The following is a 26332-nucleotide window of genomic DNA, read 5'->3' as shown; positions in this document are numbered from 1 at the left end:
AACCCGCTCGCTAGGCGAGCGGGCACCGATGGCAGGATGGCACCGGACCACGAGACCGGCGAGGGGAGTGATCGTGGAGGAGTCGCGTCTGCCTCCGGGGCAGTACGTCCCGCGCGGCCGCCCCGTGATCCACTACGGCAGGGTTCCTTCGTTCCGGCCGGAAACCTGGGACTTCCGCGTGTTCGGCGCCACCGCCTCCGGCGAGGAGCACCGCTTCACGTGGACGGACTTCGAGCGGCTGCCCCGCACCAGCGTCATGGCCGACTTCCACTGCGTCACCAAGTTCTCGCTCATGGGCAACGAGTGGGGCGGCGTGCGCCCGGCGGCCATCCTGCAGGCCGCGCCGCCGGATCCCGGCGTGCGGCACGTGATGATCTGGGCCGAGTACGGCTACAGCGCCAACCTGCGCATGTCGGACCTCACCGCGCAGGACACGCTGTTCGCCACCGAGTTCGACGACAAGCCCATCAGCCCCGACCGCGGCTTCCCGCTGCGCATCGTGGTACCGCATCTGTACGCGTGGAAGAGCGTCAAATGGGTGCGCGGCATCGAGTACCTTCTCGAGGACCGGCGCGGCTTCTGGGAGGAACGCGGCTACCACAACATCGCCGATCCCTGGCGCGAGCAGCGCTACTCCTATCAGGAGGAGCCGGGCGAGGGCCCTCCATAGCGTTTACACCCGAACACGCCGTGTCATTGGCTACGGTTGCCCGCATGCCGACCACCGCGTGCGTGGTGCTCGTCCTGGCCGCGTTCGTCCTCGGTTTCGCCGTGGGCCGGCGGCGGCGCCCCGCGCTCCCCGAGGGTGGCTGGAAGGACGACACGACCTTCACCGCGCTGCACCTCGCCGCGCTGGCGGCCCCCTCGCTGCGGGCAGGGCTGACCCGCGACTCCGCCAGGAAGGCCGTGCGCCACCTGCGCCGGCTGCTGGGCACCCACGCCCTCGCGATCACCTCCACCGACGCGGCGCTGGCCTGGGACGGGCCGTGCCCCGACGAGGTGCTCACCTACGCGCGCACCACGCTGGCCTCCGGCAGGACGCACGTGTTCGCCGCAGAGCCGCAGGGCGCGGTGGTGGTGCCGCTGACCGTCGACGGCCAGGTCGTCGGCACGCTGGCCGCCTACCACGACGAGCTGAGCGCCGCACTGGTGCGCACGGTGACCGAGGTCGCCGGATGGGTGTCGGGCCAGCTGGAGCTGGCCGAGCTGGCCTCATCGCGGCAGCGGGCCATGGAGGCGGAGATGCGCGCGCTGCGGGCGGAGATCTCCCCGCACTTCGTCTACAACGCGCTGACCACGATCGCCTCGTTCGTCCGCACCGACCCGGAACGGGCCCGCGAGCTGCTGCTGGACTTCGCCGACTTCGCCCGCTACGCGCTGCGCCGCGCCCACGACTTCACCACGCTGGCCGACGAGCTGTCGTGCATCGACCGCTACCTGCTGCTCGAGCGGGCCCGCTTCGGCGACAAGCTGCGCTTCACCGTCCAGGTGGCGCCCGAGGTGCTGGCCGTACCCGTGCCGTTCCTGTGCCTTCAGCCGCTGGTGGAGAACGCCATCAAGCACGGCATGGGCGGCCGGGCCGGCCGCGGCGAGGTGCGCGTGGTGGCCAAGGACGCCGGGCCCGAGGCCCACATCACGGTCGAGGACGACGGCACCGGCATGGACCTCGAGCACGCCAGGCGGGTGCTCGACGACGACCCCAGGCAGACCGGCAACGGCATCGGGCTGGCCAACGTGGACGTGCGGATGCGCCAGATCTACGGCGAGGGATACGGCCTGGTCGTGGAGAGCGCGCCGGGCGCGGGAACCCGGGTGCGGCTGCGTGTGCCCAAGACCAGCCTTACCTCTCTGTAGCTAATAATTTACCCTAAGTTGGCATGTCGCTTGTGAGCAGGGCGTTCTTGAGGCAGCGTTGACATCATGCTTCGTGTTCTGGCGGTGGACGATGAGGTGCCTGCTCTCGAGGAGCTCGCTTACCTGCTGCGCCAGGACCCCAGGGTGGAGCACGTCATCACCGCCGCCGACGCCGTCTCCGCGCTGCAGGACCTGGTCCAGATGCTCGGCGCGGGCGAGAGACTCGACGGGGTGTTCCTGGACGTCAGGATGCCCGGGCTGGACGGGCTCGACCTGGCCCGGCTGATCGGCGGGTTCCCCAGCCCGCCCAGGATGGTGTTCGTCACCGCGCACGACGACTGCGCGGTGCAGGCCTTCGAGCTGGAAGCAGTCGACTACCTGCTCAAACCCGTCAGGGCCGAACGGCTGGCCGAGGCGGTGCGCAGGCTGGAGGCCGTCGCCGCGCCCGCCGCCGAGCAGGGGCCCGACGACGTCATCCCGGTGGAGCTGGGCGGGCGCACCCGGTTCGTGCCGCAGCAGGCCGTCTGGTTCGCCGTGGCCAAAGGCGACTACGTGCGCCTGCACACCGTCGACGGCAGCTACCTGATCCGCATGTCGCTGGCCGCGCTCGAGCGGCGCTGGGCGCCCGCCGGGTTCATCCGGGTGCACCGCAGCACCCTCGTCTCCGCCCGGCACGTCAGCGAGCTGCGCTTCGAGGGCGGCAGGGTGCTGCTGACCGTCGGCACCGAGACGCTGACCGTCAGCCGCCGGCACACCCGCCAGGTGCGCGAGCAACTCGTCCGCCAGCACCGCGGGACGATCTCATGACGCGCAGGCAGCTACGGCGGGCGCTGCTGCCCGTGGGCGCCGTGTCGGCCGTGGTCGCGCTGCCGCTGCCGTGGTGGGCGGTGGTGGTCCAGCCGCTGTGCGTGATACTGGCCGTACTGCCTCGGAGGTCACCTCGGCCGCCGGGTGCCTGGGCGTGGCCGGGCTGATCGCCACGCACGGCGGGCCGATGTTGTGGTACCCGGTGGAGGCCGCGGCCGGGTTCGTCATCATGCTGGCGCCGCTGCGCCGCTCGGGATCTGGTGGCGGCGGCTCGCCGGTCCCGGGGTGGCCGTCGGGGCCGTGCTCACGTTCGCGGGCGTGAACCTGGACTACGGCACGCCCGTCGCGGTCACCTCCTCGTTCGTCGCGATGGTGGTGATTTCGCTGGTCGCGCCGGGGTGTGTGCCGCGCGAGGCGGGGCGGATGCCGGCCCGGATGCACCGTCCGGACGGCCGCTCGTCGCACCGGGACGACCGCTCGTCGCGCATATACGCTCCGTATAGCGCTGACTACTGACCGTTCAGCGAGCTGTTCGTGAAGAGGGTTTCACGTTCAAGATCGCCTCCGTAGTGTTTCCCCATCGGTGAGCCACACCGTCGCATTGGGGGGGACGAGCCAACCGGCTCAACACAGGCCTGATGCGTCGGACTCCACCGGTGACCGGGGCAGGTCACCACGGCAATCGGGCCCTCGACCGGGGGGTGGGGCCCGCCTGCCGAGTACGTGAAGGGGTGCCCGCTGTGGCCGCGGACCGGACCGCGATCCGGCCCTACGGGGGCGGCCGGATCGCGCGAGCGGGCGCCCCAACACGTCCCCCTCCACTGCCATGCGGTCTCGTGCTTTACGGGCTCTTCCTGTACGGCAGGGCCGCCGCCACCGGCCGCCCACCGCACTCCGGCCGAGGACCCGCATCCGGCGCTTCCGGCGAGTCGGTGCCCCATACCCGCCGCCACGGCGCCTCGGCATCCCGGCACCACGGTCCTTGGTCCCGCCACCCACACCGCCCGCCATCCCGGGACCGCGGTCCGTGGTCCCGCCACCCACGCCGCCCGCCATCCCGGGACCACGGCCCTTGGCCTGCCATCCACGACGCCCGCCATCCCAGGCGCCGCGGCCCTTGGCCCCGCCATCCACGACGCGCGCTATCGCGGGCACCACGGTCCCCCTTCCCCGCCGCCCAGGGTCGCCGCCCTCCACCGCACACCTCCTCGCCGCCCCGGCGCCTGGACGCGTGCCCACGGGCGCCCAGCGCATGTCCGTGCCGTGGCCGCCGAGGGCGTTACTCCATGCCCTCGGCATCCCGGCCTCGGTGTGCCACCCCCTCGCCGCCCCGGCACCTGGAAACGTGGCGCGTGGGTGACGCTCTCACGTTCCTCCCGGCCCCTGCCCAGGCGCCGGGTCGGCGGGACGGTGTGCAGCGAAGGTCGGCGCCCTGTGCGGCGCGCTAGATGGCACGCACGCGTCCTGGGCATTCACGGCCTCGCTTCCTGGTGCCGGGTCGGGGGAGCGGTGTGCGGCGGAAGTCGGCGCTCTGTGCGGCGCGCTAGGTGGACCGCACGCGTCCTGGGTTCCCGCGGCCTCGCTTCGTGGCGCCGGGTCGGTGGGGTGGTGTGCGGTGGTGGTCGGCGCCCTGTGCGGTGCGTTGGGTGGCATGTACGAGCGTCAGCGGGCGCACCTGGGCGGCGTCGACCGTGGGGTCAGACACGTGCTTCTCCTCGTAGAGCGGCGGCGGCGGGTCGGGGCCGCAGGACGGGGGCCAGCAGCGCCAGCAGCACGGCCACCCCGGTGATCATGGCGAAGGCGGCGGGGTAGGACAGCCCGCCGGCCACCCACCCGGTGACGGCGGGGGCGATGAGCCCGGACAGGTAGGTGATCGTGGCCACGCCTGCCACGCCCTCGCCCGGGGTGGGGCCCGCGTTGCCGGCGGCGGCGAACACCAGCGGCACGATCACCGCGACGCCCAGCCCGAGCAGCGCGAACCCGATGACGCACAGCCAGGGCACGCGGCCGACGACCACGAGCGCGCCTCCGGCGGCGGCCAGGATCCCGCCCGTGCGGACGGTCACGACGGGCCCGGCCAGCCGGAGTATCCGGTCGCGCGCCAGCCGGGTCCCGGCCATGCAGAGCATGAAGATCGTGAACGTGGCGGCCGCCACCCCGGGGCTCGCGTGGGTCACCTTGGTGACGTAGACGGCGGCCCAGTTCGCGCTGGCGCCCTCGGCGAACGTCCCGCAGAACCCGACGACGCCGATGGCCGCGATCGCCCGCGACGGCAGCACGAACCGCCGCGGCGCCGGCTGGCCGGCCCGCGTGCCGGAGTCGGGCAGCAGGCCCCGCCCCAGCCACCCGCCCAGGGCGAGCAGGCCGAGCGCGGTGACGCCGAGGTGCAGGCGAGCGTCGATGCCCGCCTGCGCGGCCAGGGCACCCAGCCCGCCCGCCGCCAGGCTGCCCACGCACCACATGCCGTGCAGGCCGGAGATGATCGGGCGGCCCAGGTGGCGCTCGAGGAGCACGGCGTGGGCGTTCATCACCACGTCGCACATCCCGGACAGCACGCCGTACAGCAGGAAGATCGGGAACAGGAAGGCGGGAGCGGGCGCCAGCGCCGGTAGGGCGAGCATCGAGCACCACAGCGCGAGCAGCAGCCGCGTGGCCGCGCGCCCGCCGAGGCGGTAGGCCAGGCGGCTGGCCGGCGGCATGCCGAAGAACGCCCCGATGGACGGGCAGAGCAGGACGAGGCCGAGCGTGGCGGGCCCCAGGTGCTGGTGCTCCTGGATCCACGGCAGGCGGGTGGCCAGGCTGCCGGCGACCGCGCCGTGCGCGGCGAAGACGGCGGCGAGGGCCCGGTGGTGACTCATGTCGCAGAAATTATCAGGCAGGCTTCCTGATGAAAAGAGCTATCAGGTAGGCTTCCTGATTATTATGTGAGGCGTGAAGACAGCGACCCCGGCCATGGCCCGCGCCATCAACGATCGGCTCGCCCTCGACCTGCTGCTCGAGCACGGGCCACTGACCGCGCCCCAGCTGCGTGAGCTGACGGGCCTGTCCAGGCCCACCGTGTCCGACCTGATCGAGCGGCTCAAGCAGGGCGGGCTCATTGAGGTGACGGGGGAGTCGGGCGAGGACCGCCGTGGCCCGAACGCCCGCGTCTACGGCATCGTGGCCGGCCGCGCCCACGTGGCGGGAGTGGACGTGCGCCGCGGCGCCATCCACGTCACCGTTGCGGACATCACCGGCACCCCCGTCGGTTCCATCACGCTGCCCCACGAAGGGGACCTGGGCGCCCGTATCGCCGAGGCCGTGGCGCTGGCCGCCGGAGGCCGCGCGCTGGAAACGGTCGCGATGGGCGCCCCCGGCCTGGTGGACCCGCGCACGGGCGAGCTGGTGTCGGAGAACTTCGTCCCCGGCTGGCATCCCGGCCTGCTGGAAGAGGTACGGCGGCGCCTGGGCGTGACCGCCGTGCTGGAGAACGAGGTGAACCTGGCGGCCGTCGCCGAACTCCGTATCGGGGCCGCCAAGGGACGCGAGGACTTCGTCCTGCTGTGGCTGGACGACGGGATCGGCGCGGCGGTCGTGCTCGGCGGCCGGCTGCGCCGCGGCACCTCGGGCGGCGCGGGAGAGGTGGGCCTGCTGCGGATGGGCGATCTCACGTTCTGCGAGCTGGTGGACGCCCCCGCCGCCGAGGGGGTCGAGCGGGACGAGCTGGCGGGCCGGATCGCGCAGGGCGCGTTCGCGCTGGTCACGATCCTGGACCCGGGGCTGGTCGTGCTCGGTGGCGTCACCGGCCGGGCGGGAGGCCAGGAGCTTGCCGCCCTGGTGGCCGAACGGGTCGCCGAGCTGTCACCGGCCCCCACCGAGGTGCGGGCCACCACGGTCAGCGGCAACGCCATCCTGCAGGGCGCCGTGCTGACCGCGCTCGACCTGGCCCGTGACCGCGTCTTCGGGTGAACCCGGTCAGGCGAGCCACTCCAGCGCGGCAGCAGCGCCGCCGAGGACGGAGATGTGCCCGTCGCCGGGGCTCAGCCGCAGCTCCGCCGTGGGGCACCGGCCGGCCAGCCACCGGCCGTGCGAGCTGGGCACGACCCTGTCCTGCTCGCCGTGCAGGAGGAGGACAGGAGATTTTCTTCGCTAGAGCACATGGAATGCAGGGCCTGAACCAGCCTGCCCAGATCAGGTGGAGGCGACCTTCCTGCGCCTTTGGGATCGAGATCTCGAGAATGATCACGTGTGGATGGAGGAAATGAGAGGATTCGCCATCATGGTGTAGAAGTGCGGGATTCGCAGTGGAGGGGCGCATCAACCTCTCCAGTTGCTCATCCCCGTCGGCACTTGCCCAGCAGTCGGGCGACTGCGCCTCGGTCGTTGAGGGAGACCTGCCGAGCGGCGGCCAGCGCTACCCGCCCCACTCTCCGCAGCCTGTTCAGCAACGAGGCGGCCCGCACGCCGGTGGACCGCCCACTCGCTGTGCCGCAGTCACGCCACCGCCGCCCGACGGACCGGCCACGACCTGGTGCTCATCGGCCGACACGGCGGCTGGGCTGACAGCTCCCGCCCTTGCTCGACTGCATGGAGGACGCCGACCGCTGGAGCGAGAACCAGGACGCGGTATCGGCTTGTAGAGGCCAATGTCGTCAGCGAGCCACAGTGGTCGGCACCGCGCCCTGATCATGGATCTTTGTCTTCGGATCGTTGTTCAAGAAAGCTTTCAAGGAGAGCGAAGAGCTCCGCGATCGCTGCTTCGTTTTCTTCCTTGGTGAATCTCTTCGGATCGATTCCTGATTCACCTGGAAATAGATCATTCAGCACCAGCAGCCACCAGGCTAGTTCTGGACGAGTAACGCCGCGAGCTATCAACCATGACCTGAATTCGTCCATCAGGTTGTGCCCAGACGCATGGTCCATTCCATCAATGAACGCACATACCTCGCCATACGTCCCGGTGAGCAGATACATGCCCCGCCGCCTTTTGAACAGAGACAGCTTCTCCGTAAAGGACGCCTTCATCGATCAGAACCCGAAGTTGATGTCTTCATGGTAATGCCACTCTCGCTTCCACTCATTGATGGGCATCCCGTGGGAGCCGGTGTACTGGTCATAGACTCGGCCGTCCTTTACCACCACAGTATGATGTTTCCAGCTTTCATTCGGTTCAAGCGTGTAGTCACCGAGCGACGGGGCACCATCCGGCGGGTAGAATGTCTTAATCTCTCCGCCATGGTTCTTTTGGAAGAGTTCCGCCCATTCATCGCAACCCGCATTATGCACCAGGATCGGCGTACCGCCAGCTAGAACGTAGTACGTATGCATGTCTGTAATGGTGAGATTATGCACCTGCTGCGTGGCTGTCCATCGAGCCACTGAGCTAATCCGAACTCGGCCCCCGGCAGACGTTTCGAGCCATTCGCCGGGGTGGAGATCGACTGCCTGTACCCATTTCTTCAAAGATGGTACCCAAAATGGGTGGCTGAAAGTTGCGACGACAGAGCGATCGGGCCGATTCGCCTCGCCGTCTACGACCAGAGATATCTTTACTAGATCTTTCACTCCAGTGCTAGACCTCAGTCCGACGACCTCTTTGGATTCGGAGTTATCGTCGGACGGATCAGTTGCTACAACTTCATCACCTATCCGAATATCCTCGATAGCCTTATAGCTGCCATCGGCCATAACTACAAGCGTTCCAGAGGGGAAGCTGCTCCGACGACACACCTTCGCCACAATGCGGGCTACCTTTTCAACTCCAGGAAGGTATTTAAGAGACTTTGTCGCGTATTTGACGCCCTTCGCGGCAGCGCCAACACCGGGGATGGGAATGAAGTTAACCGCGAACAGAACGCAGGCACCATAATTGCCACGAGAACAATCGTAGAGGTCCTGGAAGAAGAACGCGTCAAGATCTTTCATTAGCTTGCCGAGCCAATTGTCTTCCTTTGCCAGATATCTGTTATTGACCAGGTGTACGATGTCGTCAGAATTCAAACCGGCTTGGACGATAAGTTGCTCACATCGGTTCTGTAGCTCTGGGTACATCAGCTTATCGATGCAGCTCTCATAGAATGCCTTTATGGCCTCGATCTGTTTGGCCGTTTTTTGGGCTGCTTCCCGCATCTGCTGGCACGCCTTGGCGCCATGATTCTTGACGCAAGTATTCCAGCTCTTCATGTCTATAGGGGCCGCTTTGCCGCCGGCGTTGTGGGGCCGCTTGTATTTCGCCCAGATCGCCATCATCCCGAGCACGTCGTCGTTGTACGCCTTGGCGATGATCTGGTCGATGATCTTGGGGTCGGACCCCCAGAAGCCGTCCCAAATCTCCTCACCGTTGGGGAAGGCGTTTCGCATCTTCATCTGTTCTTTAGTCATGACCATGACGGTGTTGCTTTCCATCTGCGGGTAGCAGGTGGGGCCGAGTTCGCATGGGTCATGGATGCCGTCGAAGTGGAAGTCGCCTCCGTCGCACCAGCTGGAGACGGGCATGTTGCACCCCGCGCTGGTGGATGAGCCGCCGCCCCAGCTGTCCATCTGGGTTCCGCCGGTGTAGACGGTGGAGTGGCCGGTGGGGTCGGTGCCGGTGAGGGGTGAGGCGTTGGCGTAGGTGTAGCGATTGGCCTGCACCGACGGAACCGGATCCTGGGTCTGGGTGTCGCGGCTGGTGAAGGTGCCGGTGCCGGGCTGGTACCAGCGGGCGGCCATGTTGACCTTGCCGCTGTCCGGGTCGGTGTATTCGCCCTGGTAGCCGAGGTTGGTCTTGGGGCCGGTCTGCGCGGTGACCTCGCCGAAGGGGTTGTAGGCGGTGGTGCCGGTCAGCACGGTGCCGCTGTAGGTGGCGACCAGGTCGTCGTGCAGGTCGGTCCATGCCCCGGCCGCGGGGTTGGTGCCTTCCTGCAGGCCGAGCAGACCGCCGTTCGGGTCGCGGGAGTACTTGGCCTGGACGGCGCCGCCGGAGTCGGTGATGGCGGCCAGGTCATTGCCGGTGCCGGAGTAGGCGAACAGGGTCTTGGCCGGACCCTTGATCCGGGAGGCGATCCGGTCGAAGCCGTCGTAGGCGTAGAGGGCGTCGCCGTCGGCGATGAGGCGGTCGAAGGCGTCGAAGGTCATCTGCGTCGTGGTGCCGGCCTTGGTCTGGGAGGCCAGGGTGCCGCGCGCGGTGTAGCTGTAGGTGGTGTCGTCGCCGGAGGTGAGCCGGTTGCGTTCGTCGTAGGTGTAGGTCTTGCTGCCCGCCTTGATGCGGTTGCCCGCGGCGTCCCACCCGTAGTCGGTGGTGGTGCCGTCGGGTGCCTTCCATGAGGTGAGCCGTCCGGCGAAGTCGTAGCCGTAGGTGTTGGTGCCGTTGCCTGCGAGCCCGGTGGTGGTTTTGGTGGTGAGGTTGTCGTCCAGGTCCCACCCGTAGGTGATCTTCGCCAGCTCGGTGCCGCTGCTGTTCTTCAACGTCTGCGAGTCAGGCCGGCCCATATCGTCGTAGCCGAAGGTCTGCGTGTTGACCGGCGAGCTGGAGGTCATCGTGGCGACCCGGTCGGCCTTGTCGTAGCCGTAGGTCCAGGCGCGGCCGGTGACCGGGTCGGTCGCAGTCGCCAGCCGGTTCGCCCCGTCCCAGGTGAAGTTCGCGGTGCCGGAGGCGTCGACGCGCTGGGACAGGTTGCGGTTGGCGTCCCACGCCATGGTGGTGGCGGTGCCGGACGGCTGCGACAGCTTGGTCAGCCGGCCCCGGTCGTTGTACTCCAGGGTGAAGTCCCCGACCGTCGTGGTACGGCCAGCCGGGTCGTAGCCGTACTTGTGCTGCGCGGTGGCCGCACCCCCACCAGCGCCGTCCTCCTGGGTGAGCCGCCCCAGATGGTCGAAGGTGCGATCGATGCGCACCCCGCCGGGCTCGGCGGTGCTGGTGCTATTGCCGGCCTTGTCGTAGCTATAGGTCCAGGTGCGGTCCGCGGCGTCGGGGTGCTGGGTGGTGGCGGGCTCGATCACCTGCTCGACCAGACCGAGCGTGTTGTAAGCCGTCCAGGTCGTGTTGCCACGCCCATCGGTCAGCTTGGTGCGCGCCCCGACGGCGTCGTAGCCGAACCGGGTGACGATCTCCTCGCTGCTCGAGACCGGTTCGGTCATCGAGATGAGCCGGTTCAGGGCGTCGTACGCGCTGCGGGTGGTGTGGTTTTCCCCCGAGGTTTGGCTGATCTGGTTGCCGGCCAGGTCGTAGTCGAACCCGGCCGTGCGCCGCACGGTGCCGGAGCTGTTGAGCGACTTGACCTGGCTGGTACGGCCGGCCAGGTCGTAGACGTTCTCGGTGGCGTTGCCGGTGGCGTCGGTGACCCGCACCGGACGCCCGGCCAGGTCGTAGCTGGTGGTCGTGGTGTTGTTGGCCCCGTTGGTGACCGACGTCACCTCGCCGACCGGGTTGACCACCATCGAGGTGGTCTTGTTGCCCGGCTCGACCACCTTCGTCCGCACACCAGCGTCGTTGTAGGTGAAGCTGGTGGTGTAGGCCGCGCTGCTCGGCTTGCGCTCGACCTCGGTCTGGGTGATCTGACGGCCGAGATCGTCGTAGGTCGCCTCCACCCGAGCGCCGGTCGGATCCACCGACGCCAGTTGCTCACCGGCCAAGTCGTACTCGGTCACCCAGCTGCCGCCCGGCCCGGACGGGCCCGGGTCGGTGACCCGCACCTGATTACCGAGCGCGTCATAATCGGCGGTGCGTACATAGCCGCGCGGATCGACGGTCTGGGTCTTCCGGCCGGCCGCGTCGTAGCCGAAGGAGATTGTCGGCGTGATCGCGGTGCCGCCGGGTGGGGTATAGGTGGGGCTGGTGATCGTGACTGGCCGGTCGGCCTTGTCGTAGGTGGTGGCGGTGGTGCGGCCTTCGGCGTTGACGGTCTGCGTCTGGTTCCCGACGGTGTCATAGCCGTAGCGGGAGGTCGGCCGTACATCCGCGGCAGGTTCGCCGGACTTTTCCACGGTCACCTGCGGCGCCTTGGCCTCGACCAGGCGGCCCAGCGCGTCGTACCGATTGGTGATGGTGAAGTCGGCGGCGTTGGCGCCGCTGGCGTTGCCGCGCGGGTCAACCAGCGTGGTGATCAGGCCACGGTCATCGACCGTCCAGCTGGTGACCACATCATCGGCGCCGTTCTTGACCGTCTGCTTGGTCTTGACGCCGGCGGCGTTGTAGGCGTACTCGATGATCTCAGCACGGCTACCGCTGGCCGCACCCGTCCGGGTCTCCCGGATGGTGTTGCCGTTGGCGTCGTAGTCATAGACGGTCTTGCGGTTCAGCCCGGCCGGATCCGTCGTGGCCGAGGTGCGCCGCCCGGCGGCGTCATAGACGTAGTCGGTGCGGGTGATCCCACCGCCGGTGACCTGCTGGGTGGGGTTGCCCGCCGCGTCGTAGGTGTCGGATTCGAGGACCACATCCTTCGGCGTGGTGGACCCGTTCAGCTTCACCTGCGAACCGATCGCCTGCGAACGCAGGTTGTCGGCGTAGTAGGTGAAGGAGGTCTTGCGCCCCATGGCGTCGGTCCGGCTCGCCAGCCGCCCGGCCGGGTCGTAGGCGAACGACTCCAGCACGATCTCCTTGGCCGGCTGCGGATTGACCGGGCTGCCGGTCCAGTTCTTCAACCGCGTCGACTCGACCTCGCCACGCTTGGTGTAGGTGAAGCCATAGATCGCCCCGACCTCGTCGGTGACCGTGTCCGGGGTACCCAACACGTTCCACGCGGGGCGTACCACGCCGCCCTCTGGTCCGGTCACCGAGTCCGGATGCCCATGCGTGTCGTACGTGGTCGTGGTCGTCCGCTCCGCATCACCCCCAGTCAGGTCCGCGACGCTCTCGGTCAGCTTGTTACTGTCCGCATCGTAGGTGTAGCGCGTCTGCTTGGTGTGGGTCACCCCGGTGACCTCGTTCTTCACCCCCGGCCCGGTCTCCGTGAGCACGCGTCCCAGCCCGTCGTAGGCAAAGGTCGTCTTCACCCCGGCCGGCTCCGCCTGCGACACCTGCGTCCGCGTGATCACCTGCCCGACAGCGTCATACTCCAGCTTCGTGACCAGCCCCGCCGGATCAGTCTGCTCCGCCAGATCCCCGGCCGCGGTGTACTTGTAGCTCCACGAGCTCCCGCGCGGGTCGGTCTTGGTCTTCACCAGCCCGGCCGGGGTCTTTCCGCCGCCGACGGCGTCTTCGCTGCCGTCGGTGTAGACGGTGAGGGCGGAGCGGCCGTTCGGGAAGTCCGTGGTGGCCGGTGTGGTCTGCTTGGTCTGCTCGCCGTACTGGTTGTACTCCCAGCTCGTGGCGTACGTGTTGTCGGTCGCGCTCGCCGAGCGGGCATCGCGCGCCTTCAGCACGCGGTCGTTGCGGGGGTCGAGAGGGTCGTCCTTGTTGAGGTAGTAGTCGGCGTAGGTGGTCTGGCAACTATTCGTGGCTCGGCAACGCTTGGTGCTGATGGTGTTGCCGCGTTTGTCCTGGACCGTCTCCACGGCGTTGCCGTTGGCGTCGGTGACCTTGGCCAGGTAGCCGCCTGTGTCGTAGTCGTAGCTGGTGGTCTTGCCGAGCTGGTCGGTTTGCGAGAGCAGCCGGCTGGTGCGCAGCCGGTCGTGCTTGTACTGGATCGTCTCGTTGCGTGGGTCGGTCACGGTGATGGTCGAATCGCCCGTCAGCCAGTCGTACTGGGAAGCGCCGATCTTCCAGGTCCCGCCGTTCTGGTCAACATGAGTGGTGATCCGATCAGTGACCGAGTCGTAGGTGTTGTTCGCCCAGAGGCGGCCGGAGGGCAGGGTGATGGTGGCCAGCTTGTTGGCTACCGCCACACGTGCGGCGTAGTGCGTCTGGATCTCGGCCTCGGCCAGCGGGCGACCGTACAGCGCGAATTCGTCCATGCTGCCCTGGAACGGCCACACGCCGGAGACGGAGGAGCCGCCGGGCACGTCCGACCAGGAACTGCCTCGCTCACCTGCTCCCACGTAGGCGTGGGAGCGGTACTCCTCGGCAAGCTTGCCGGTCAGCTCGCCGACCTTTTGCCCGTCGAGGTAGAGCTGCTGCCGGTCACCCGCCACGTTGAGGACGACGTGATGCCATTGGCCGTCATTGACGCGGCCCGCGGTGGTGATCGGGGTGTAGACCCAGTTGCCAGCGGTGTTTTGGATGTTGCCGAGCTGGCCGCGGAGTTTGCCGTCGGTGCCCACATACAGAACAGGCCACAGCGCCCCGTACTGGTAGCCGATCTCGGCGGCCGAGAAGATGACTCCGTTGCTGGTGGTCTTGAACCAGTCCTCGATCGCCACGCGGTCTCGAAGACGAGCCACTATGTCGTTCGGGAGCTGGACTGACGATTTGGTGAACCCTGCTGCGGTGTCCGTGGTGCCCTGCAGCGCTCCGGGCTGTCCAACGGCGACACCAACGTAGCTGCCGTTCCCGCCCTCGCTGCCCTCATTCGTGGCGTGATCGTTCGTAGCCTCACCGAACCGCCAGTAGCCAATCGGATCGGAATCGAGGACGAGGTTGCGGTAGCGGGAGCCGGTGCCGTAGCCATACGTCGTGCAGTTAGGTGCGGCCACGGGTGCGCACACCTTGAGAAGGTTGTCGCCCTGGTACTCATACGTCCACGTGAGCGCCTTGCCGTCGACCGGGTCGGTGGACACGGTGGCGATGTGAGATCCCGCCCAGGTGAACGACAGCGATCGTCCATCGGGGCCGGTCAGCTTGGCCAGCTTGCCATCGGTGCCGTAGTCCAGCACGTGGGCACGCCCGCGTGGGCTGGTGATGCGGGTCAGCCTGCCCTGGGCATCGAACACGTAGCTGGTGGACGTCTTGTCCATCAGCCGCCACCCGCCGCCGCTGACTTCGGCCAGGGTCGCATCGTCACCAGGGGGCGGCTGGAAGGTCCCGTCGCCCTTGGCGGCAAACCGCTCCTGATGGCCGTCGGGGTAGGTAACCAGCAAAGTGGCGGTCCCGCTGAGGTTGGTTTCAGGCGCGATGCGCATGTCCCACTGCGTCGACCAACCGGCCCCGAAGCTACCGACGGTACGGGGGTCGAGGCTGTTGTAGGTGCGCACCACGGACAACGCCGAACCCGAGCTCCCGACTGAAGCGTCGGTGAACTGCGTCCGGTAGTTACCCGTCAGCTGGTAGAACTCCTGACCGTTGGCCCCCATCTGGCCCAACGTGGAGGCGATCTGCGGCTGGCGCACCCCGGTCAGGAAGGTCCACCTCTCGGTCGTGACCTCCGTCCCAGCTGCAGAGTCCGTGATTTGGACCCACCACTGATACTCCTTGCCCCAGGACAGCTTTCCGGCCGGGACCTGCCAGGCGTCGACGCCTGCCAAGTCACCCGAGTCCACGCACACAGGCGTGGGCGGCGGAAACTCCGGAAACCCATCGCCTTCCTTCGGCTTCTCGCACACGGAGAAGGAGAAGGTGAAATCAGCCGACGAGCCGCCCCCCAGCCTGACGGCGTACACGCTCAGCAGCGGAGTCAACGTCCCAACCAGCGACAGATCGGACGGATACCTGTCCTCGATGAGCGGCTGCGTCCCCATCAAGGCACGATCTAGCACCTCGGCCCGCTCAACCCCCGACCTCGGGGCCGACTCCGTAGGGATGATGCGGGTCAGCGGCCGTCTGTCGCCAGAACGGCTATCCAGCGGCAGCCCCTCCCCCCTGGGCTTGGCCGTGCCTGCCCGCGAACGGGTATCAACCAGTGCCTGCGTAGCGTCCGTCGGCACCAACGTCGGCGCGCGAAGGCTGCCACCCGTCTGCTGAGCAGGTAACCGCAGCTCCGTCGCCACCGCGGCAGCAGTCAGGGAGGAATCCGCAAACCCGGAGCCAGATTCAACCACCAGCATCCCGGGCATGATCACCGCAAATGCCACGATCATGCTTACTGCACGAAGCCACAGCGACATCCGGCGCATACCGTCGTCACACTCCGAACCAACGAGGGGCGACCGTGGAGGACGCCAGACGTCGCTCCCCGCCATGTCTGCCTGGGCAGATGGCTCAGAGCATCACAAAACACCCAGACTTTAACTTCGGCTTATTTGCCCCACAAGATCCAAAATCGCCACCAAGCGGACGCCCTGCGTGATCACGCGGCAACCTCACCCGCTCTGACCTGCTAGGAGGCGCCCCTTGCACCAACGGAGGGAGCCGACTCCTATCGCTGGAGTGAGAACCTGCTGCACGGCATCGCCTGCGACCTCATCGATCCCCAGTTCTCCCCTCGTCCCCATGGCTGCCAGGATCGGCATCGCAGACATGGAGCACCTGCAGAAGCGGCTAGCAGCGCGAAAAAGCCTTCCCACTGGCCATGTCATGGACCGTTGCGGGCGCGGTGATCCACCGGGGATCGAACCCCCAGGGGGAGACGTAGGCCAGGTCGTCGTCGATCAGCGCGCCGGGGCCGCCCGCCAGGGCGGGGCCGACGACCTCGCCGATCCACGACCACTCGCCGGAGAGCGCGGCGTGATCGAGCGGGGTGAACATCTCGGGGTCATATTCGGCCGAGGCCTCGTGGGCCTCCTTCGCCCTGCGCCCCGCGGCGGCCGCGCGCAAGGACGCCACTCCGGACTCCGACATCCCGGCGAACCAGTCGAGCCCGTCGGCGTCGAAGGGCGCGAGCCCCGCCACGCTCACCGCCGCGAGCACCCGCTCGGGCAGCAGGGCGGCGCACGCCAGCGCGTGCGTGCCGCCGCCGGAGTGCCCCATGACGGCGAACCGCTCGACGCCCAGCGCGTCGGCGACGCTCGCCACGTCTGCGGCCACCGACGCCACGTCGCGCCCGGGGGAAGGGGCCGAGCCGCCGTATCCGGGACGGTCGTGTGACACCCACCGGATCCCGGCCGCGGACAGGAGCGGCCCGGGCGGGGCGCCGATGTTCGGCGTGCCGTGGTGCCAGTAGACGGTCAGCGCGGCGTCCGTCTCGCCGGTGTCGTAGACGTGCAGGCGACGTCCGTCGCTCAGGTCGAGATCGAACTCGGTCACCCGCCGGATGCTACAGATCGTGTACGACAACTCCGCCGACCACGGTGGTGACGACCGTGATGTCGCGGATGCGCTCCGACGGCACGGCCAGTAGGTCGTCCGACAGCACGGCGAAGTCGGCCAGCTTGCCGCGGCTCAGCGTGCCCTTGAGCCGCTCCTCGTGCACGGCGTGGGCCGAGCCCGCGGTGTAGGCGCGCAGCGCCTGCGACACCGTCAGAGACACCGGACGCGACGTGCGCCGCCCCGCCGACGCCGCCGTCGTCGCGCTCGCCCTCCGCGCCGGCGGTCAGTGAAGGCTAGGCGTCGCGCAGCTTCTTGAGCAGGACGATGTCCTCGCGGTGTATGGGGGCCTTGCCCGGCGTCTCGATGCAGATCGGCACGCCCGCCGCGACCGGGTGGCGCATGAGGTCGGCGAAGGGCTGGGCGCCGATGTTGCCCGCCCCGATGTTCTCGTGGCGATCCTTCTTCGACCCGCACACGTCCTTGGAGTCGTTGGCGTGCACCAGCTTCAGCCGCCCGGGAGCGATGGCGTGCAGCTCCTCGAGCGTCTGCGCGACGCCGCCCTCGGCGGCCAGGTCGTGGCCCGCCGCGAAGGCGTGGCAGGTGTCGAGGCAGACGTTGGCGCGCGGGTGCCAGTCGAGCGCGGCCAGGTAGGGCTCGAGGTCCTGGACCGTGGCGCACAGCATCGCGCCCTGGCCGGCCATCGGCTCGAGCAGCAGGTCGGGGCCGCCCTCGGGGATCTCGTCCAGCAGCGGCAACAGGTGCTCGCGCAGCTGGCGGAAGGCGTCCTCGCGCGGCTGGGTGACGGCCGAGCCGGTGTGCACGACCACGCCCCTGGACCCGGTCTCCACGCCCCGCCGCAGCGTGTAGCGGGTGATGGCGATCGAGCTCGCCAGCGTCTCCGGGTTGGGCGAGCCGAAGTTGACCAGGTACGGCGTGTGGATGAAGGAGACGACGCCCGACTCGGCCAGCGCCGCGTCCTCCTCGGGCTTGCCCGCCGTCAGCGCCCAGCCCCGCGGGTTGGTGACGAACACCTGGATCATCTCGGCTTCGATCTCGGCCATGTACTTCAGGCCGCCCGTCGCCAGGCCGCCGGCGACGGAGACGTGCCCGCCGATCAGGGAATTCACGCGCTCCAGTCTAGGCGTGCCAGAACCATGGCCTGCCGGGCTTCCGCTAGCCCAGGCGCAGCGCCAGGAAGAAGTCGACCCGGTCCTCCAGCCGTGACAGGTCGCGCCCGGTGAGGTCCTGGATGCGCTGGATCCGGTAGCGCAGCGTGTTGACGTGCACGTGCAGCAGCTCGGCGCACTTCGTCCACGACCCCGAGCACTGCAGGAACGCCTCGAGCGTGCGCACCAGGTCGGCCCGGTGCACCTGGTCGTAGGAGCGCAGCGGATCGAGCAGCCGCACCCGGAACATGTGCCGCACGTCGTCGGGCACCGAGGCGAGCAGCAGCACGTGCGTGGCCAGCTCGTCATGGCCGACGACCGCGTCGGGCTCGGCCCGCCCCTCGGCCATCCGCCGCGCGTACCGGGCCTCCTCCACGGCCCCGCGCAGCCCGGTGACCTGCGCCGTCCCGCTCACCCCGACGGTGAGATGGCAGCCGACCAGCCCGGGAGCCAGGGCGTGTACGGCGGCGCGGATGCGGGCCGTGGCATCGTGCTCCGAGGCGGGCACCAGCGCGATCGCCTCGCCCTCCACGATCCCGATGACCGCGGCGGGCGAGCCGTACAGGATCTCCTTGACGACCGCGCGCAGCTCGCCGGGCCGCAGGCCGCCGTCGGCGGTGGCGGCCACGGCGACGTAGCCGTCGGCGCCGGACAGGCCGGTGACCTGGAGGCGGGGCAGGATGTCGCTGGGCCTGCCGTCGGTCATGACCAGGCGGACCAGTTCCTGCGCGATGCGTCCCTCGGGACTGTGCCGGTCGTCCTGGCGGACCCGCTCGAGCGCGGCGACCGCGGCCAGTTCCCCGGCCATCGCGCGCCGCTCCTCGGTCCAGTCGTCGAAGGAACCCTCGAACGCCACGAACCAGTCGGCCACCCGCGAGGTCGTCTGCTCGTCCACCGGGAAGATCGTGTAGCCGCCGCGCACGCACGGCAGCCGCTTGGCCGTCAGGAACGCCTTGGCCAGGTCGCGCGCCGCCTGCTCGGGCAGCGCGTGCGAGCCCGAGACCAGCCGCCCCGACGGGGTGAGCACCCAGCAGCGCATGCCCAGGTCACGGCCGATCATCGCGAGCACCGGGTCGAGCCCTGCGCCGGCGACCAGCTGTCTGTGCCGGTCGAGCACCGCCTTGACGTCGGAGGCGCGCGCGCCCGACAGCCGCCGCACGATGTGCTCGGTGACCTCGGCGAACCCCAGCGCCTGCGGCACGTGGAACAGCGGCACCCGGTGCCGCAGGCAGGCCTCGATCAGGTCCTGCGGCAGGTCGCCCGAGCGGGCCTCGCAGGCGCCCAGCCCGGACACTCCGGCGGCGGCCAGCGCGGCCACGAACGTCTCGCTGTCATCGGGCGTGCGCCGCCAGATCAGCCCGGTCAGCACCAGCTCACCGCCGGTCAGATAGCGCCCGGGATCGAGCAGGTCGGTCGTCACGACCCAGCGCAGCGGCCGGTCGAGCTCGTCCTGACCGACGATCGTGGACAGGCCCAGCTCCGGCATCTCCAGCAGCGCGTTGAGTCGCATACCACATCCCTTGCCTCGCTTGCCGCGAGACTATCTACAGGTTAACGGTCGGCGAACTTGGAGCATGACACGAAAAGTCCTGACCAACGGCTGGGCCACTTCGGAGTTCTTGCGGATGGACCGCGCCCGAGTTACCTGTGTGTACTGCAGACATGCCCAACTCGCTCGCCGACTTCAACGCGCGGGATCCGGACGCGGCCGAGCGCGACCTGCTCGCCTGCTGCGCCTCCCACGCCTTCGCCAGGACCGTCGCCGCCCGGCGCCCCTTCCGGGACCTGGCCCAGCTGACCGCCGCCGCCGACACCGCCGTGCGCGCCCTGGACTGGCCCGACGTGCTCGAGGCGCTGTCGGCCCACCCGCGGATCGGCGAGCGCAGCCAGGAGGCGTGGTCACGGCAGGAGCAGTCGGGCGTGGAGGACGACCTCCGCCCGGCGCTGGCGGAGGGCAACCGCGCCTACGAGGAGCGCTTCGGCCACGTCTACCTGGTCTGCGCCACCGGCCTGACCGGCACGCAGATGCTCGGGAAGCTGCGCGAGCGCCTGGACAACGACGAGGAGGCCGAGCGCAAGGTCGTCGGCGACGAGCTCGCCAAGATCACCCGGCTGCGGATGGCGAAGCTGGTGGGCATATGACCGAGCTTGTCGAGGTCATCAATAGACACAGCACGGTGGTCATGAGGCCGACGAAGGAGGACTCATGACCTTCTCCACCCACGTCCTCAACGCCGCCACCGGGCTTCCCGAGGCGGGCGTGGCCGTACGCCTGGAAAGGGACGGCGAAGTCCTGCACGAGGGCCGCACCGACGCCGACGGCCGGATCAAGGGCTGGAACCCGGGCACGGGCGTCCACCGCGTCACCTTCCGCGACCTCCCGAGCTCCTTCTACCCCGAGGTCGTGATCGCGTTCCGGGTCGACGACCCCGGCCGCCACTACCACATCCCGCTGCTGATCAGCCCGTTCGCCTACTCCACCTACCGAGGGAGCTAGCCCCGTGTCAGTAATCCTGGGCCCCAACCGCTACGGCAAGGCGGAGACCAGGCTCGTGCGCGTCGTCAGGGACGGCGACGTGCACCACCTCAAGGACCTCAACGTCTCCTCCTCCTTGTCGGGCGACATGGAGGAGGTCCACCTGACCGGCAGCAACGCGGCCGTACTGCCCACCGACAGCCAGAAGAACACCGTCTACGCCCTGGCCAGGAAGCACGGCGCCGACCAGATCGAGGACTTCGCCCTCCTGCTGGCCAGGCACTTCGTGTCCACCCAGCCCACCATCCACCACGCCAGGGTCGCCATCGAGGAGTACGCGTGGGACCGCGCGGGCGACCACTCCTTCGTCAGGAACGGCACGGAGGTCCGCACCTGCCTGGTCCACCACGACCGCGACGGCCGCACCACGGTCGTCTCCGGCCTCAAGGACCTGGTCGTGCTCAACTCCACGGGCTCGGAGTTCCACGGCTACATCGTCGACGAGTACACCACCCTGCAGCCGACCACCGACCGCGTCCTGGCCACCGCGGTCACCGCCCAGTGGCGGCACCTGTCGGACAGATCGGACTTCGCCAAGTCCTACGACGACGTACGGCGGGCCCTGCTGGAGGCGTTCGCCGGCACCCACAGCCTGTCCCTGCAGCAGACGCTCTACGCGATGGGCGAGCGGGCGCTGAACGCGCGCGACGACCTGGCCGAGATCAGGTTCGCGATGCCGAACAAGCACCACTTCCTGGTGGACCTGACGCCGTTCGGCCTGGACAACGACAACGAGGTCTACTACGCCGCCGACCGCCCCTACGGCCTGATCGAGGGAACCGTGCTGCGGGACGACGCGCCCGACGCCGGCTTCGCCTGGGAGTGAGTGACATGGAGTTCCTGCGGCCCACCACGTGGGCGGAGGCGCTGGCCGCCAAGGCGGACCAGCCGGAGGCGGTGCCCATCCAGGGCGGCACCGACGTCATGGTGGAGATCAACTTCGACGTGCACAGGCCGCCCGCGCTGCTCGACCTCAACCAGGTCGCCCCGCTGCGGGACTGGTCCGTGGACGAGGGCGGCTACCGGATCGGCGCGGGCGTGTCGTACACGCGGATCATCGACGAGCTGGGGGAGGCGATGCCCGGGCTGGCCCAGGCGTCCAGGACCGTCGGCTCCCCGCAGATCCGCAACCGCGGCACGGTCGGCGGGAACCTCGGCGCGGCCTCGCCGGCCGGTGACAGCCATCCGCCGCTGCTGGCGGGAGACGCGGTGGTCGAGGTGGAGTCGCGCGACCGGGGGGTGCGGCTGATCCCCGCGCACGAGTTCTACCTCGGCGTGAAGAGGTCGGCGCTGGAGCCGGACGAGCTCATCAAGGCGATCCGCGTGCCTGCGGCGCGCGGCCCGCAGTACTTCTCGAAAGTCGGCACCCGCAACGCCATGGTCATCGCGGTCTGCTCGTTCGCGATCGCCCTGTATCCCGAGGAACGGCGGGTCGGCACCGGGATCGGCTCGGCCGCGCCCACCCCGCGCAGGGCGCTGGAGGCCGAGGCGTTCCTGGCCGACGAGGCCGACTGGCACGCGCCGCTCGACGAGGCCGTGCTGCGCCGCTTCGGCGAGCTGTGCTCGGGCGCCGCCTCGCCGATCGACGACGTGCGCGGCACCGCCGACTACCGCAGGCATGCCGTCGGCGTGATGGCCCGCCGCACGCTCGGCTGGGCGTGGAACGACTACCTGGGAAGGAGGGCCGCCTGATGCGCGTGACCTTCACCGTGAACGGTCGCGACGAGACCGTCGACGACGTGTGGGAGGGCGAGAGCCTGCTCTACGTGCTGCGCGAGCGGGTCGGGCTGCCCGGCTCGAAGAACGCCTGCGAGCAGGGCGAGTGCGGCTCCTGCACGGTCTACCTGGACGGCACGCCGGTCTGCTCCTGCCTGGTCGCCGCCGGCCAGGCCGAGGGCAGGCAGGTGCGCACCGTCGAGGGGCTGGCCGACGGGGACCGGCTCGACCCGGTCCAGGAGGCCTTCGTCGAGTGCGGCGCGGTCCAGTGCGGCTTCTGCACGCCCGGCCTGATCGTCCAGGCGCACGACCTCATCTCCCGCGTCGGCCGGCCGTCCGACGCCGAGATCCGCGAGGCGCTCGCGGGCAACCTCTGCCGCTGCACGGGCTACGAGAAGATCCTCGACGCGGTACGGCTGGCCGCCACGCGAAAGGCTGCCGCACAGTGACCGAGCGAAGCGAGGGAACCAATAAACACAGCATCTTTGATCGCAGAGCCGACGAAGGAGGCTCTGTGATCATCGAGAACGTCTACATCGCGCCGGTGGCCGGCCCCGAGATCGAGTCCGGATACATCCGGATCGAGGGGGATCGGATCGCGGAGATCGGGTCCGGGGTTCCCGAAAGCCGGGACTCGGACAGGATCGACGGCCGCGGCTGCCTGGCCACCCCCGGGCTGATCAACACCCACCACCACCTCTACCAGTGGGCCTCGCAGGGCCTGGCGCAGGACGCCACATTGTTCGAGTGGCTGGTGGCGCTCTACCGGGTGTGGGGCGCGATGGACGCCGAGGTGGTGCGGGGCGCGGCCACCGCCGGGCTCGGCTACCTGGCCCTGTCGGGCTGCACCACCTCCAGCGACCACCACTACGTCTTCCCCAGCGGGCGCGGCGACCTGTTCGCCGCCGAGATCGAGGCCGCGCGGGACCTGGGTATCCGTTTCCACCCGGCGCGCGGCTCCATGGACAGGGGAGTCTCCAAGGGCGGGCTGCCGCCGGACTCCGTGGTGGAGGATCTGGACGACATCCTGGCCGCCACCGCCGAGGTCATCGACCGCTACCACGACCCGTCCTTCTCCTCCAAGCTGCGGGTCGCGGTCGCGCCCTGCTCGCCGTTCTCCGTCAGCGCCGAGCTGATGACCGAGTCCGCCGCGCTGGGCCGTGCGAAGAACGTGCGTCTGCACACCCACCTGTGCGAGACGCTGGATGAGGATGAGCACTGCCGGGAGCAGCTGGGCATGCGGCCCGTCGACTACATGGAGAAGCTGGGCTGGCTCGGCCCCGACGTCTGGTTCGCCCACGCCGTGCACCTCAGCGACGCCGACATCGACAAATTCGCCGAGACCGGCACCGGGTCGGCGCACTGCCCGTCCTCCAACGGTCGCCTGGGCGCGGGCATCGCCAGGGTCTCGGAGATGCTCCGGCGCGGGGCCAACGTCGGGCTCGGCGTCGACGGCAACGCCTCCTCCGAGCTGACCACGCTGTCGGGTGAGATGCGGCAGGCGCTGCTGTTCCAGCGGGCCGCCCACGGGCCGACCGCGCTCACCGCGCGGCAGGCGCTGGAGATGGCCACCCTGGGCGGCGCGCGCAACCTCGGCCGCTCAGCCGAGCTGGGCTCGCTCGAGGCGGGCAAGCTGGCCGACATCGCGCTGTGGCGGACAGACTCCTTCGCCGCGGCCGTCGACGACCCGGTGTGCGCGCTGGTCTTCGCCACCCGGCAGCCGCCGCTGGCCAGGCTCCTGGTCGGCGGCCAGACCGTGGTCGAGGACGACGAGCTCAGGACCGTCTCCCAGGACGCCGCGGGGCGGGCCGGCGCCGAGGCGCACCGCCGCCTGATGCGCCTGGCCGAGCAGCAGGGATTCGCCGCCGCCAAGGAGGTACACCGGTGACCACCCCCCTCCGCGCACCTCACCGGATCGCCGCGCCCGGCAACGGGGGAGTGGGCGAGAGCACGCTGCGGCCCGACGGGACGCTGAAGGTGAAGGGCGAGTTCGCCTACGCCTCCGACCTGTGGATCGACGGCATGCTGTGGGGCGCCACGCTGCGCAGCCCGCATCCCCGGGCGCGGATCGTGTCCATCGACACCGCGCCCGCCCTCGCCCATCCGGGGGTGCACGCCGTACTGACCCATGAGGACGTGCCCGGGCGCAGGCACTACGGCCTGGACCACACCTGGGACCAGCCGGTGCTGGCCATCGGCCAGGTGCGCCACCAGGGCGAGCCGATCGCGCTGGTGGCCGCCGACCACCCGGAGACGGCACGGCGCGCGCTGGCGAAGATCGCGATCGAGTGGGAGATCCTCGAGCCGCTCACCGACGCGCGGCGGGCCGCGTTCGACCCGGCGTATCCGCAGGTGCAGGACCGGCCCAACCCAGCCCGCCACCAGCCGGTCGTCGTCGGGGACGTCGAGGCCGCCAAGCCGCTGGCCGAGATCGTGGTCAGCGGGGACTTCGAGGTGGGCATCCAGGACCAGGCCTTCCTCGGGCCCGAGTCCGGGCTGGTCGTCCCGGGCGAGGACGGCGGGCTCGACTTCTACGTAGCCACCCAGTGGATGCACAACGACCTCAGCCAGATCGGGCCGTGCCTCGGCTTGTCTGATGATCAGATCCATATGACGCTGTCCGGGGTCGGCGGCGCCTTCGGCGGGCGCGAGGACCTGTCGATGCAGATCCACGCCGGGATGCTGGCGCTGCACACCGGCAAGCCGATCAAGATGGTCTACAACCGGCACGAATCGTTCTTCGGCCACGTGCACCGGCACCCCGCCCTGATGCACTACGAGTACGGGGCCACGTGCGACGGGAAGATCGTCTACGCCGAGGTGGAGATCATCCTCGACGGCGGCGCCTACACCAGCGCCACGCTCAACGTCGTGGGCAACGCCGCCTCGCTCGGCGTGGGACCCTACGAGATCCCCAACGTCCGCATCGACGCCTACGGCGTGTACACCAACAACCCGCCGTGCGGGGCGATGCGCGGGTTCGGCGCCGTGCAGGCGTGCTTCGCGCACGAGTCGATGATGGACAAGGTGGCCGCGGCCTGCGAACTCGACCCGGTCACGGTCAGGCAGGTCAACGCCTGCTCGCAGGGGTCCACCCTGGCCACGGGACAGGTCATCCACGCGCCGCTGCCGATGGCGGACATGCTCCAGCAGGCCCGCGACCTGCCGATGCCCTTGGGCGCCGATATTTCCGACATCCGCAATCTGCCGGGCGGGGCTTCGCAGACCACCCACGGCGAAGGGGTACGGCGGGGCGTCGGGTACGGCGTGGGCATCAAGAACATCTGCTTCTCCGAAGGCTTCGACGACTACTCGACCTGCCGGGTACGGCTCGAGGTCATCGGCGGGGCCGCCACCGCGCTCGTGCACACCGCCGCCGCCGAGGTGGGGCAGGGGCTGGTGACCATCGAGGCCCAGATCGCTCGCACCGAGCTGGGAATCGAGCACGTGGTCATCCATCCCGCCGACAACCAGGTGGGCGATTCGGGGTCCAGTTCCGCCTCGCGGCAGTCGTACATGACCGGGGGAGCGGTCAAGGAGGCCTGCTCCGCCGTACGGGAGCAACTCTTCGCCTTGACGGTGGCTCGCTACGGCGCTTACGACGATTTGTCGCTCGGCGGGGGAAAAATCATCTCTCAGCGGGACGGGGTGCTGGCCACCGTTGAGGACGTCCTCGGCTCCGAGGTCATCGAGGAGACCCGCGAGTTCCACCATCATCCGACCACCGGCATGGATCCCGTGACCGGCCAGGGCTCCACCCACACCCAGCTGGCGCTCTGCGTGCACCGGGCCGTGGTGGACGTCGACGTCGAACTCGGCCTGGTCAAGGTGGTCGAGCTGGCCGCCGTACAGGACGTCGGCAAGATCCTGAACCGGCTGTCTCTCGAGGGGCAGATCCACGGCGGCACCGCGCAGGGACTCGGCCTGGCGGTGATGGAGGAGATCGTGGTCACCGACGGGAAAGTACGCAATCCATCGTTCACCGACTACCTGATCCCCACGATCCTCGACATGCCGCCCATGCGGCTGGAAATCCTCGAGAACGCCGATCCGCGCGCCCCATACGGGCTGCGCGGCGCCGGAGAGCCACCCACGCTCTCCTCCACTCCTGCGATCGTCGCCGCCATCCGCGACGCCACCGGGCTCGCACTCAACCGAGTGCCGGTTCGACCGGAGCACATCTCCGGCAGGTGAGTTGATCAACAGGGGCAGCCCGCACCCCCCAGCTCTGCGGGACCGACTCCACAACCGCACCGAACCGCGTGGCGGGGCCCGCATGCCCGCGCCACAGGTCGA

The 26332-nt window shown here is 69.3% G+C and carries 21 protein-coding genes and 1 pseudogene; 14 read left to right on the top strand and 8 right to left on the bottom strand.

Annotated elements, in window-relative coordinates:
• The first annotated feature begins 73 nt into the window (after positions 1–73).
• The 6 genes from ACIBHX_RS11610 to ACIBHX_RS11585 all read left to right on the top strand — a co-directional run bounded on the left by ACIBHX_RS11610 (position 74) and on the right by ACIBHX_RS11585 (position 3177).
• Entirely contained in the window at positions 74–670 is a 597-nt protein-coding gene (locus tag ACIBHX_RS11610) for a sulfite oxidase-like oxidoreductase (protein ID WP_397066576.1), read from the top strand.
• Positions 671–714: 44 nt separating this feature from the next.
• Positions 715–1854: a histidine kinase gene (locus ACIBHX_RS11605; protein WP_397066574.1), complete on the top strand. Its 1140-nt coding sequence runs from the start codon at positions 715–717 to the stop codon at positions 1852–1854.
• Positions 1855–1920: 66 nt separating this feature from the next.
• Positions 1921–2661, top strand: coding sequence for a LytR/AlgR family response regulator transcription factor (locus ACIBHX_RS11600; protein ID WP_397066573.1), 741 nt, complete (start codon positions 1921–1923; stop codon positions 2659–2661).
• Positions 2658–2828 carry a hypothetical protein gene (locus ACIBHX_RS11595; RefSeq protein WP_397066572.1) on the top strand — a complete coding sequence of 57 codons (171 nt, stop codon included), beginning with the start codon at positions 2658–2660 and terminating at the stop codon, positions 2826–2828. The genes ACIBHX_RS11600 and ACIBHX_RS11595 overlap by 4 nt, the downstream gene beginning before the upstream one ends.
• Positions 2816–2983: a hypothetical protein gene (locus tag ACIBHX_RS11590; protein WP_397066571.1), complete on the top strand. Its 168-nt coding sequence runs from the start codon at positions 2816–2818 to the stop codon at positions 2981–2983. The genes ACIBHX_RS11595 and ACIBHX_RS11590 overlap by 13 nt, the downstream gene beginning before the upstream one ends.
• On the top strand, positions 2980–3177 hold the full coding sequence (locus ACIBHX_RS11585) for a hypothetical protein (RefSeq protein ID WP_397066570.1): 198 nt from the start codon (positions 2980–2982) through the stop codon (positions 3175–3177). Before ACIBHX_RS11590 ends, ACIBHX_RS11585 begins: the two co-directional genes overlap by 4 nt.
• Before the next feature lie 1181 nt (positions 3178–4358).
• Here ACIBHX_RS11585 and ACIBHX_RS11580 read toward each other — a convergent pair.
• Positions 4359–5519, bottom strand: coding sequence for an MFS transporter (locus ACIBHX_RS11580; RefSeq protein WP_397066568.1), 1161 nt, complete (start codon positions 5517–5519; stop codon positions 4359–4361).
• Between the two features lie 73 nt (positions 5520–5592).
• Here ACIBHX_RS11580 and ACIBHX_RS11575 point away from each other — a divergent pair, with 73 nt between their 5' ends.
• Entirely contained in the window at positions 5593–6609 is a 1017-nt protein-coding gene (locus tag ACIBHX_RS11575) for an ROK family transcriptional regulator (RefSeq protein ID WP_397066567.1), read from the top strand.
• A gap of 6 nt (positions 6610–6615) precedes the next feature.
• On the opposite strand, the gene ACIBHX_RS11570 is transcribed toward ACIBHX_RS11575, so the two are convergent.
• From ACIBHX_RS11570 to ACIBHX_RS11540, 7 genes and pseudogenes are all read right to left on the bottom strand, one after another.
• On the bottom strand, positions 6616–6741 hold the full coding sequence (locus tag ACIBHX_RS11570) for a hypothetical protein (protein ID WP_397066565.1): 126 nt from the start codon (positions 6739–6741) through the stop codon (positions 6616–6618).
• A gap of 585 nt (positions 6742–7326) precedes the next feature.
• Positions 7327–7614, bottom strand: a complete 288-nt coding sequence (locus ACIBHX_RS11565) for a hypothetical protein (RefSeq protein WP_397066563.1) — start codon at positions 7612–7614, stop codon at positions 7327–7329.
• Positions 7615–7668: 54 nt separating this feature from the next.
• On the bottom strand, positions 7669–15510 hold the full coding sequence (locus ACIBHX_RS11560; RefSeq protein ID WP_397066562.1) for an RHS repeat-associated core domain-containing protein: 7842 nt from the start codon (positions 15508–15510) through the stop codon (positions 7669–7671).
• 400 nt (positions 15511–15910) lie between these two features.
• Positions 15911–16615: an alpha/beta fold hydrolase gene (locus ACIBHX_RS11555; protein WP_397066560.1), complete on the bottom strand. Its 705-nt coding sequence runs from the start codon at positions 16613–16615 to the stop codon at positions 15911–15913.
• Between the two features lie 10 nt (positions 16616–16625).
• Positions 16626–16844, bottom strand: a pseudogene (locus tag ACIBHX_RS11550) (amidohydrolase family protein); the annotation flags it as partial.
• A 67-nt stretch (positions 16845–16911) separates the two neighbouring features.
• Positions 16912–17754: a deoxyribonuclease IV gene (locus ACIBHX_RS11545; RefSeq protein WP_397067069.1), complete on the bottom strand. Its 843-nt coding sequence runs from the start codon at positions 17752–17754 to the stop codon at positions 16912–16914.
• Positions 17755–17791: 37 nt separating this feature from the next.
• Positions 17792–19294, bottom strand: a complete 1503-nt coding sequence (locus tag ACIBHX_RS11540) for a PucR family transcriptional regulator (protein WP_397066559.1) — start codon at positions 19292–19294, stop codon at positions 17792–17794.
• A gap of 152 nt (positions 19295–19446) precedes the next feature.
• Here ACIBHX_RS11540 and uraD point away from each other — a divergent pair, with 152 nt between their 5' ends.
• The 7 genes from uraD to ACIBHX_RS11505 all read left to right on the top strand — a co-directional run bounded on the left by uraD (position 19447) and on the right by ACIBHX_RS11505 (position 26230).
• Positions 19447–19926 (top strand): 2-oxo-4-hydroxy-4-carboxy-5-ureidoimidazoline decarboxylase, encoded by a 480-nt coding sequence (uraD, locus tag ACIBHX_RS11535; protein ID WP_397066557.1) that lies wholly within the window; start codon positions 19447–19449, stop codon positions 19924–19926.
• A gap of 64 nt (positions 19927–19990) precedes the next feature.
• On the top strand, positions 19991–20281 hold the full coding sequence (locus tag ACIBHX_RS11530) for a hydroxyisourate hydrolase (protein WP_397066556.1): 291 nt from the start codon (positions 19991–19993) through the stop codon (positions 20279–20281).
• Between the two features lie 4 nt (positions 20282–20285).
• Positions 20286–21146 carry a factor-independent urate hydroxylase gene (pucL, locus tag ACIBHX_RS11525; RefSeq protein WP_397066554.1) on the top strand — a complete coding sequence of 287 codons (861 nt, stop codon included), beginning with the start codon at positions 20286–20288 and terminating at the stop codon, positions 21144–21146.
• 5 nt (positions 21147–21151) lie between these two features.
• On the top strand, positions 21152–22012 hold the full coding sequence (locus ACIBHX_RS11520; protein ID WP_397066553.1) for an FAD binding domain-containing protein: 861 nt from the start codon (positions 21152–21154) through the stop codon (positions 22010–22012).
• Positions 22012–22485 carry a (2Fe-2S)-binding protein gene (locus tag ACIBHX_RS11515; RefSeq protein WP_397066551.1) on the top strand — a complete coding sequence of 158 codons (474 nt, stop codon included), beginning with the start codon at positions 22012–22014 and terminating at the stop codon, positions 22483–22485. The genes ACIBHX_RS11520 and ACIBHX_RS11515 overlap by 1 nt, the downstream gene beginning before the upstream one ends.
• Before the next feature lie 71 nt (positions 22486–22556).
• Positions 22557–23924 carry an 8-oxoguanine deaminase gene (locus tag ACIBHX_RS11510; protein WP_397067068.1) on the top strand — a complete coding sequence of 456 codons (1368 nt, stop codon included), beginning with the start codon at positions 22557–22559 and terminating at the stop codon, positions 23922–23924.
• Positions 23921–26230, top strand: coding sequence for a xanthine dehydrogenase family protein molybdopterin-binding subunit (locus ACIBHX_RS11505; RefSeq protein ID WP_397066550.1), 2310 nt, complete (start codon positions 23921–23923; stop codon positions 26228–26230). Before ACIBHX_RS11510 ends, ACIBHX_RS11505 begins: the two co-directional genes overlap by 4 nt.
• The last annotated feature ends 102 nt before the right edge of the window (positions 26231–26332 follow it).

Origin of the sequence: Nonomuraea sp. NPDC050536, from assembly GCF_044457685.1 — a bacterium.
GTDB lineage: Bacteria > Actinomycetota > Actinomycetes > Streptosporangiales > Streptosporangiaceae > Nonomuraea.
This window is presented reverse-complemented; position numbering and strand designations above follow the sequence as displayed.

Bases quoted from the DNA above. Each gene is read 5' to 3' on its own strand.
- ACIBHX_RS11565 (WP_397066563.1), bottom strand. From the start codon at position 7,614: ATGTATCTGCTCACCGGGACGTATGGCGAGGTATGTGCGTTCATTGAT.
- ACIBHX_RS11530 (WP_397066556.1), top strand. From the start codon at position 19,991: ATGACCTTCTCCACCCACGTCCTCAACGCCGCCACCGGGCTTCCCGAG.
- ACIBHX_RS11605 (WP_397066574.1), top strand. From the start codon at position 715: ATGCCGACCACCGCGTGCGTGGTGCTCGTCCTGGCCGCGTTCGTCCTC.
- ACIBHX_RS11580 (WP_397066568.1), bottom strand. From the start codon at position 5,519: ATGAGTCACCACCGGGCCCTCGCCGCCGTCTTCGCCGCGCACGGCGCG.
- ACIBHX_RS11515 (WP_397066551.1), top strand. From the start codon at position 22,012: ATGCGCGTGACCTTCACCGTGAACGGTCGCGACGAGACCGTCGACGAC.
- ACIBHX_RS11560 (WP_397066562.1), bottom strand. From the start codon at position 15,510: ATGATCGTGGCATTTGCGGTGATCATGCCCGGGATGCTGGTGGTTGAA.
- ACIBHX_RS11595 (WP_397066572.1), top strand. From the start codon at position 2,658: ATGACGCGCAGGCAGCTACGGCGGGCGCTGCTGCCCGTGGGCGCCGTG.
- ACIBHX_RS11600 (WP_397066573.1), top strand. From the start codon at position 1,921: ATGCTTCGTGTTCTGGCGGTGGACGATGAGGTGCCTGCTCTCGAGGAG.
- ACIBHX_RS11540 (WP_397066559.1), bottom strand. From the start codon at position 19,294: ATGCGACTCAACGCGCTGCTGGAGATGCCGGAGCTGGGCCTGTCCACG.
- uraD (WP_397066557.1), top strand. From the start codon at position 19,447: ATGCCCAACTCGCTCGCCGACTTCAACGCGCGGGATCCGGACGCGGCC.
- ACIBHX_RS11520 (WP_397066553.1), top strand. From the start codon at position 21,152: ATGGAGTTCCTGCGGCCCACCACGTGGGCGGAGGCGCTGGCCGCCAAG.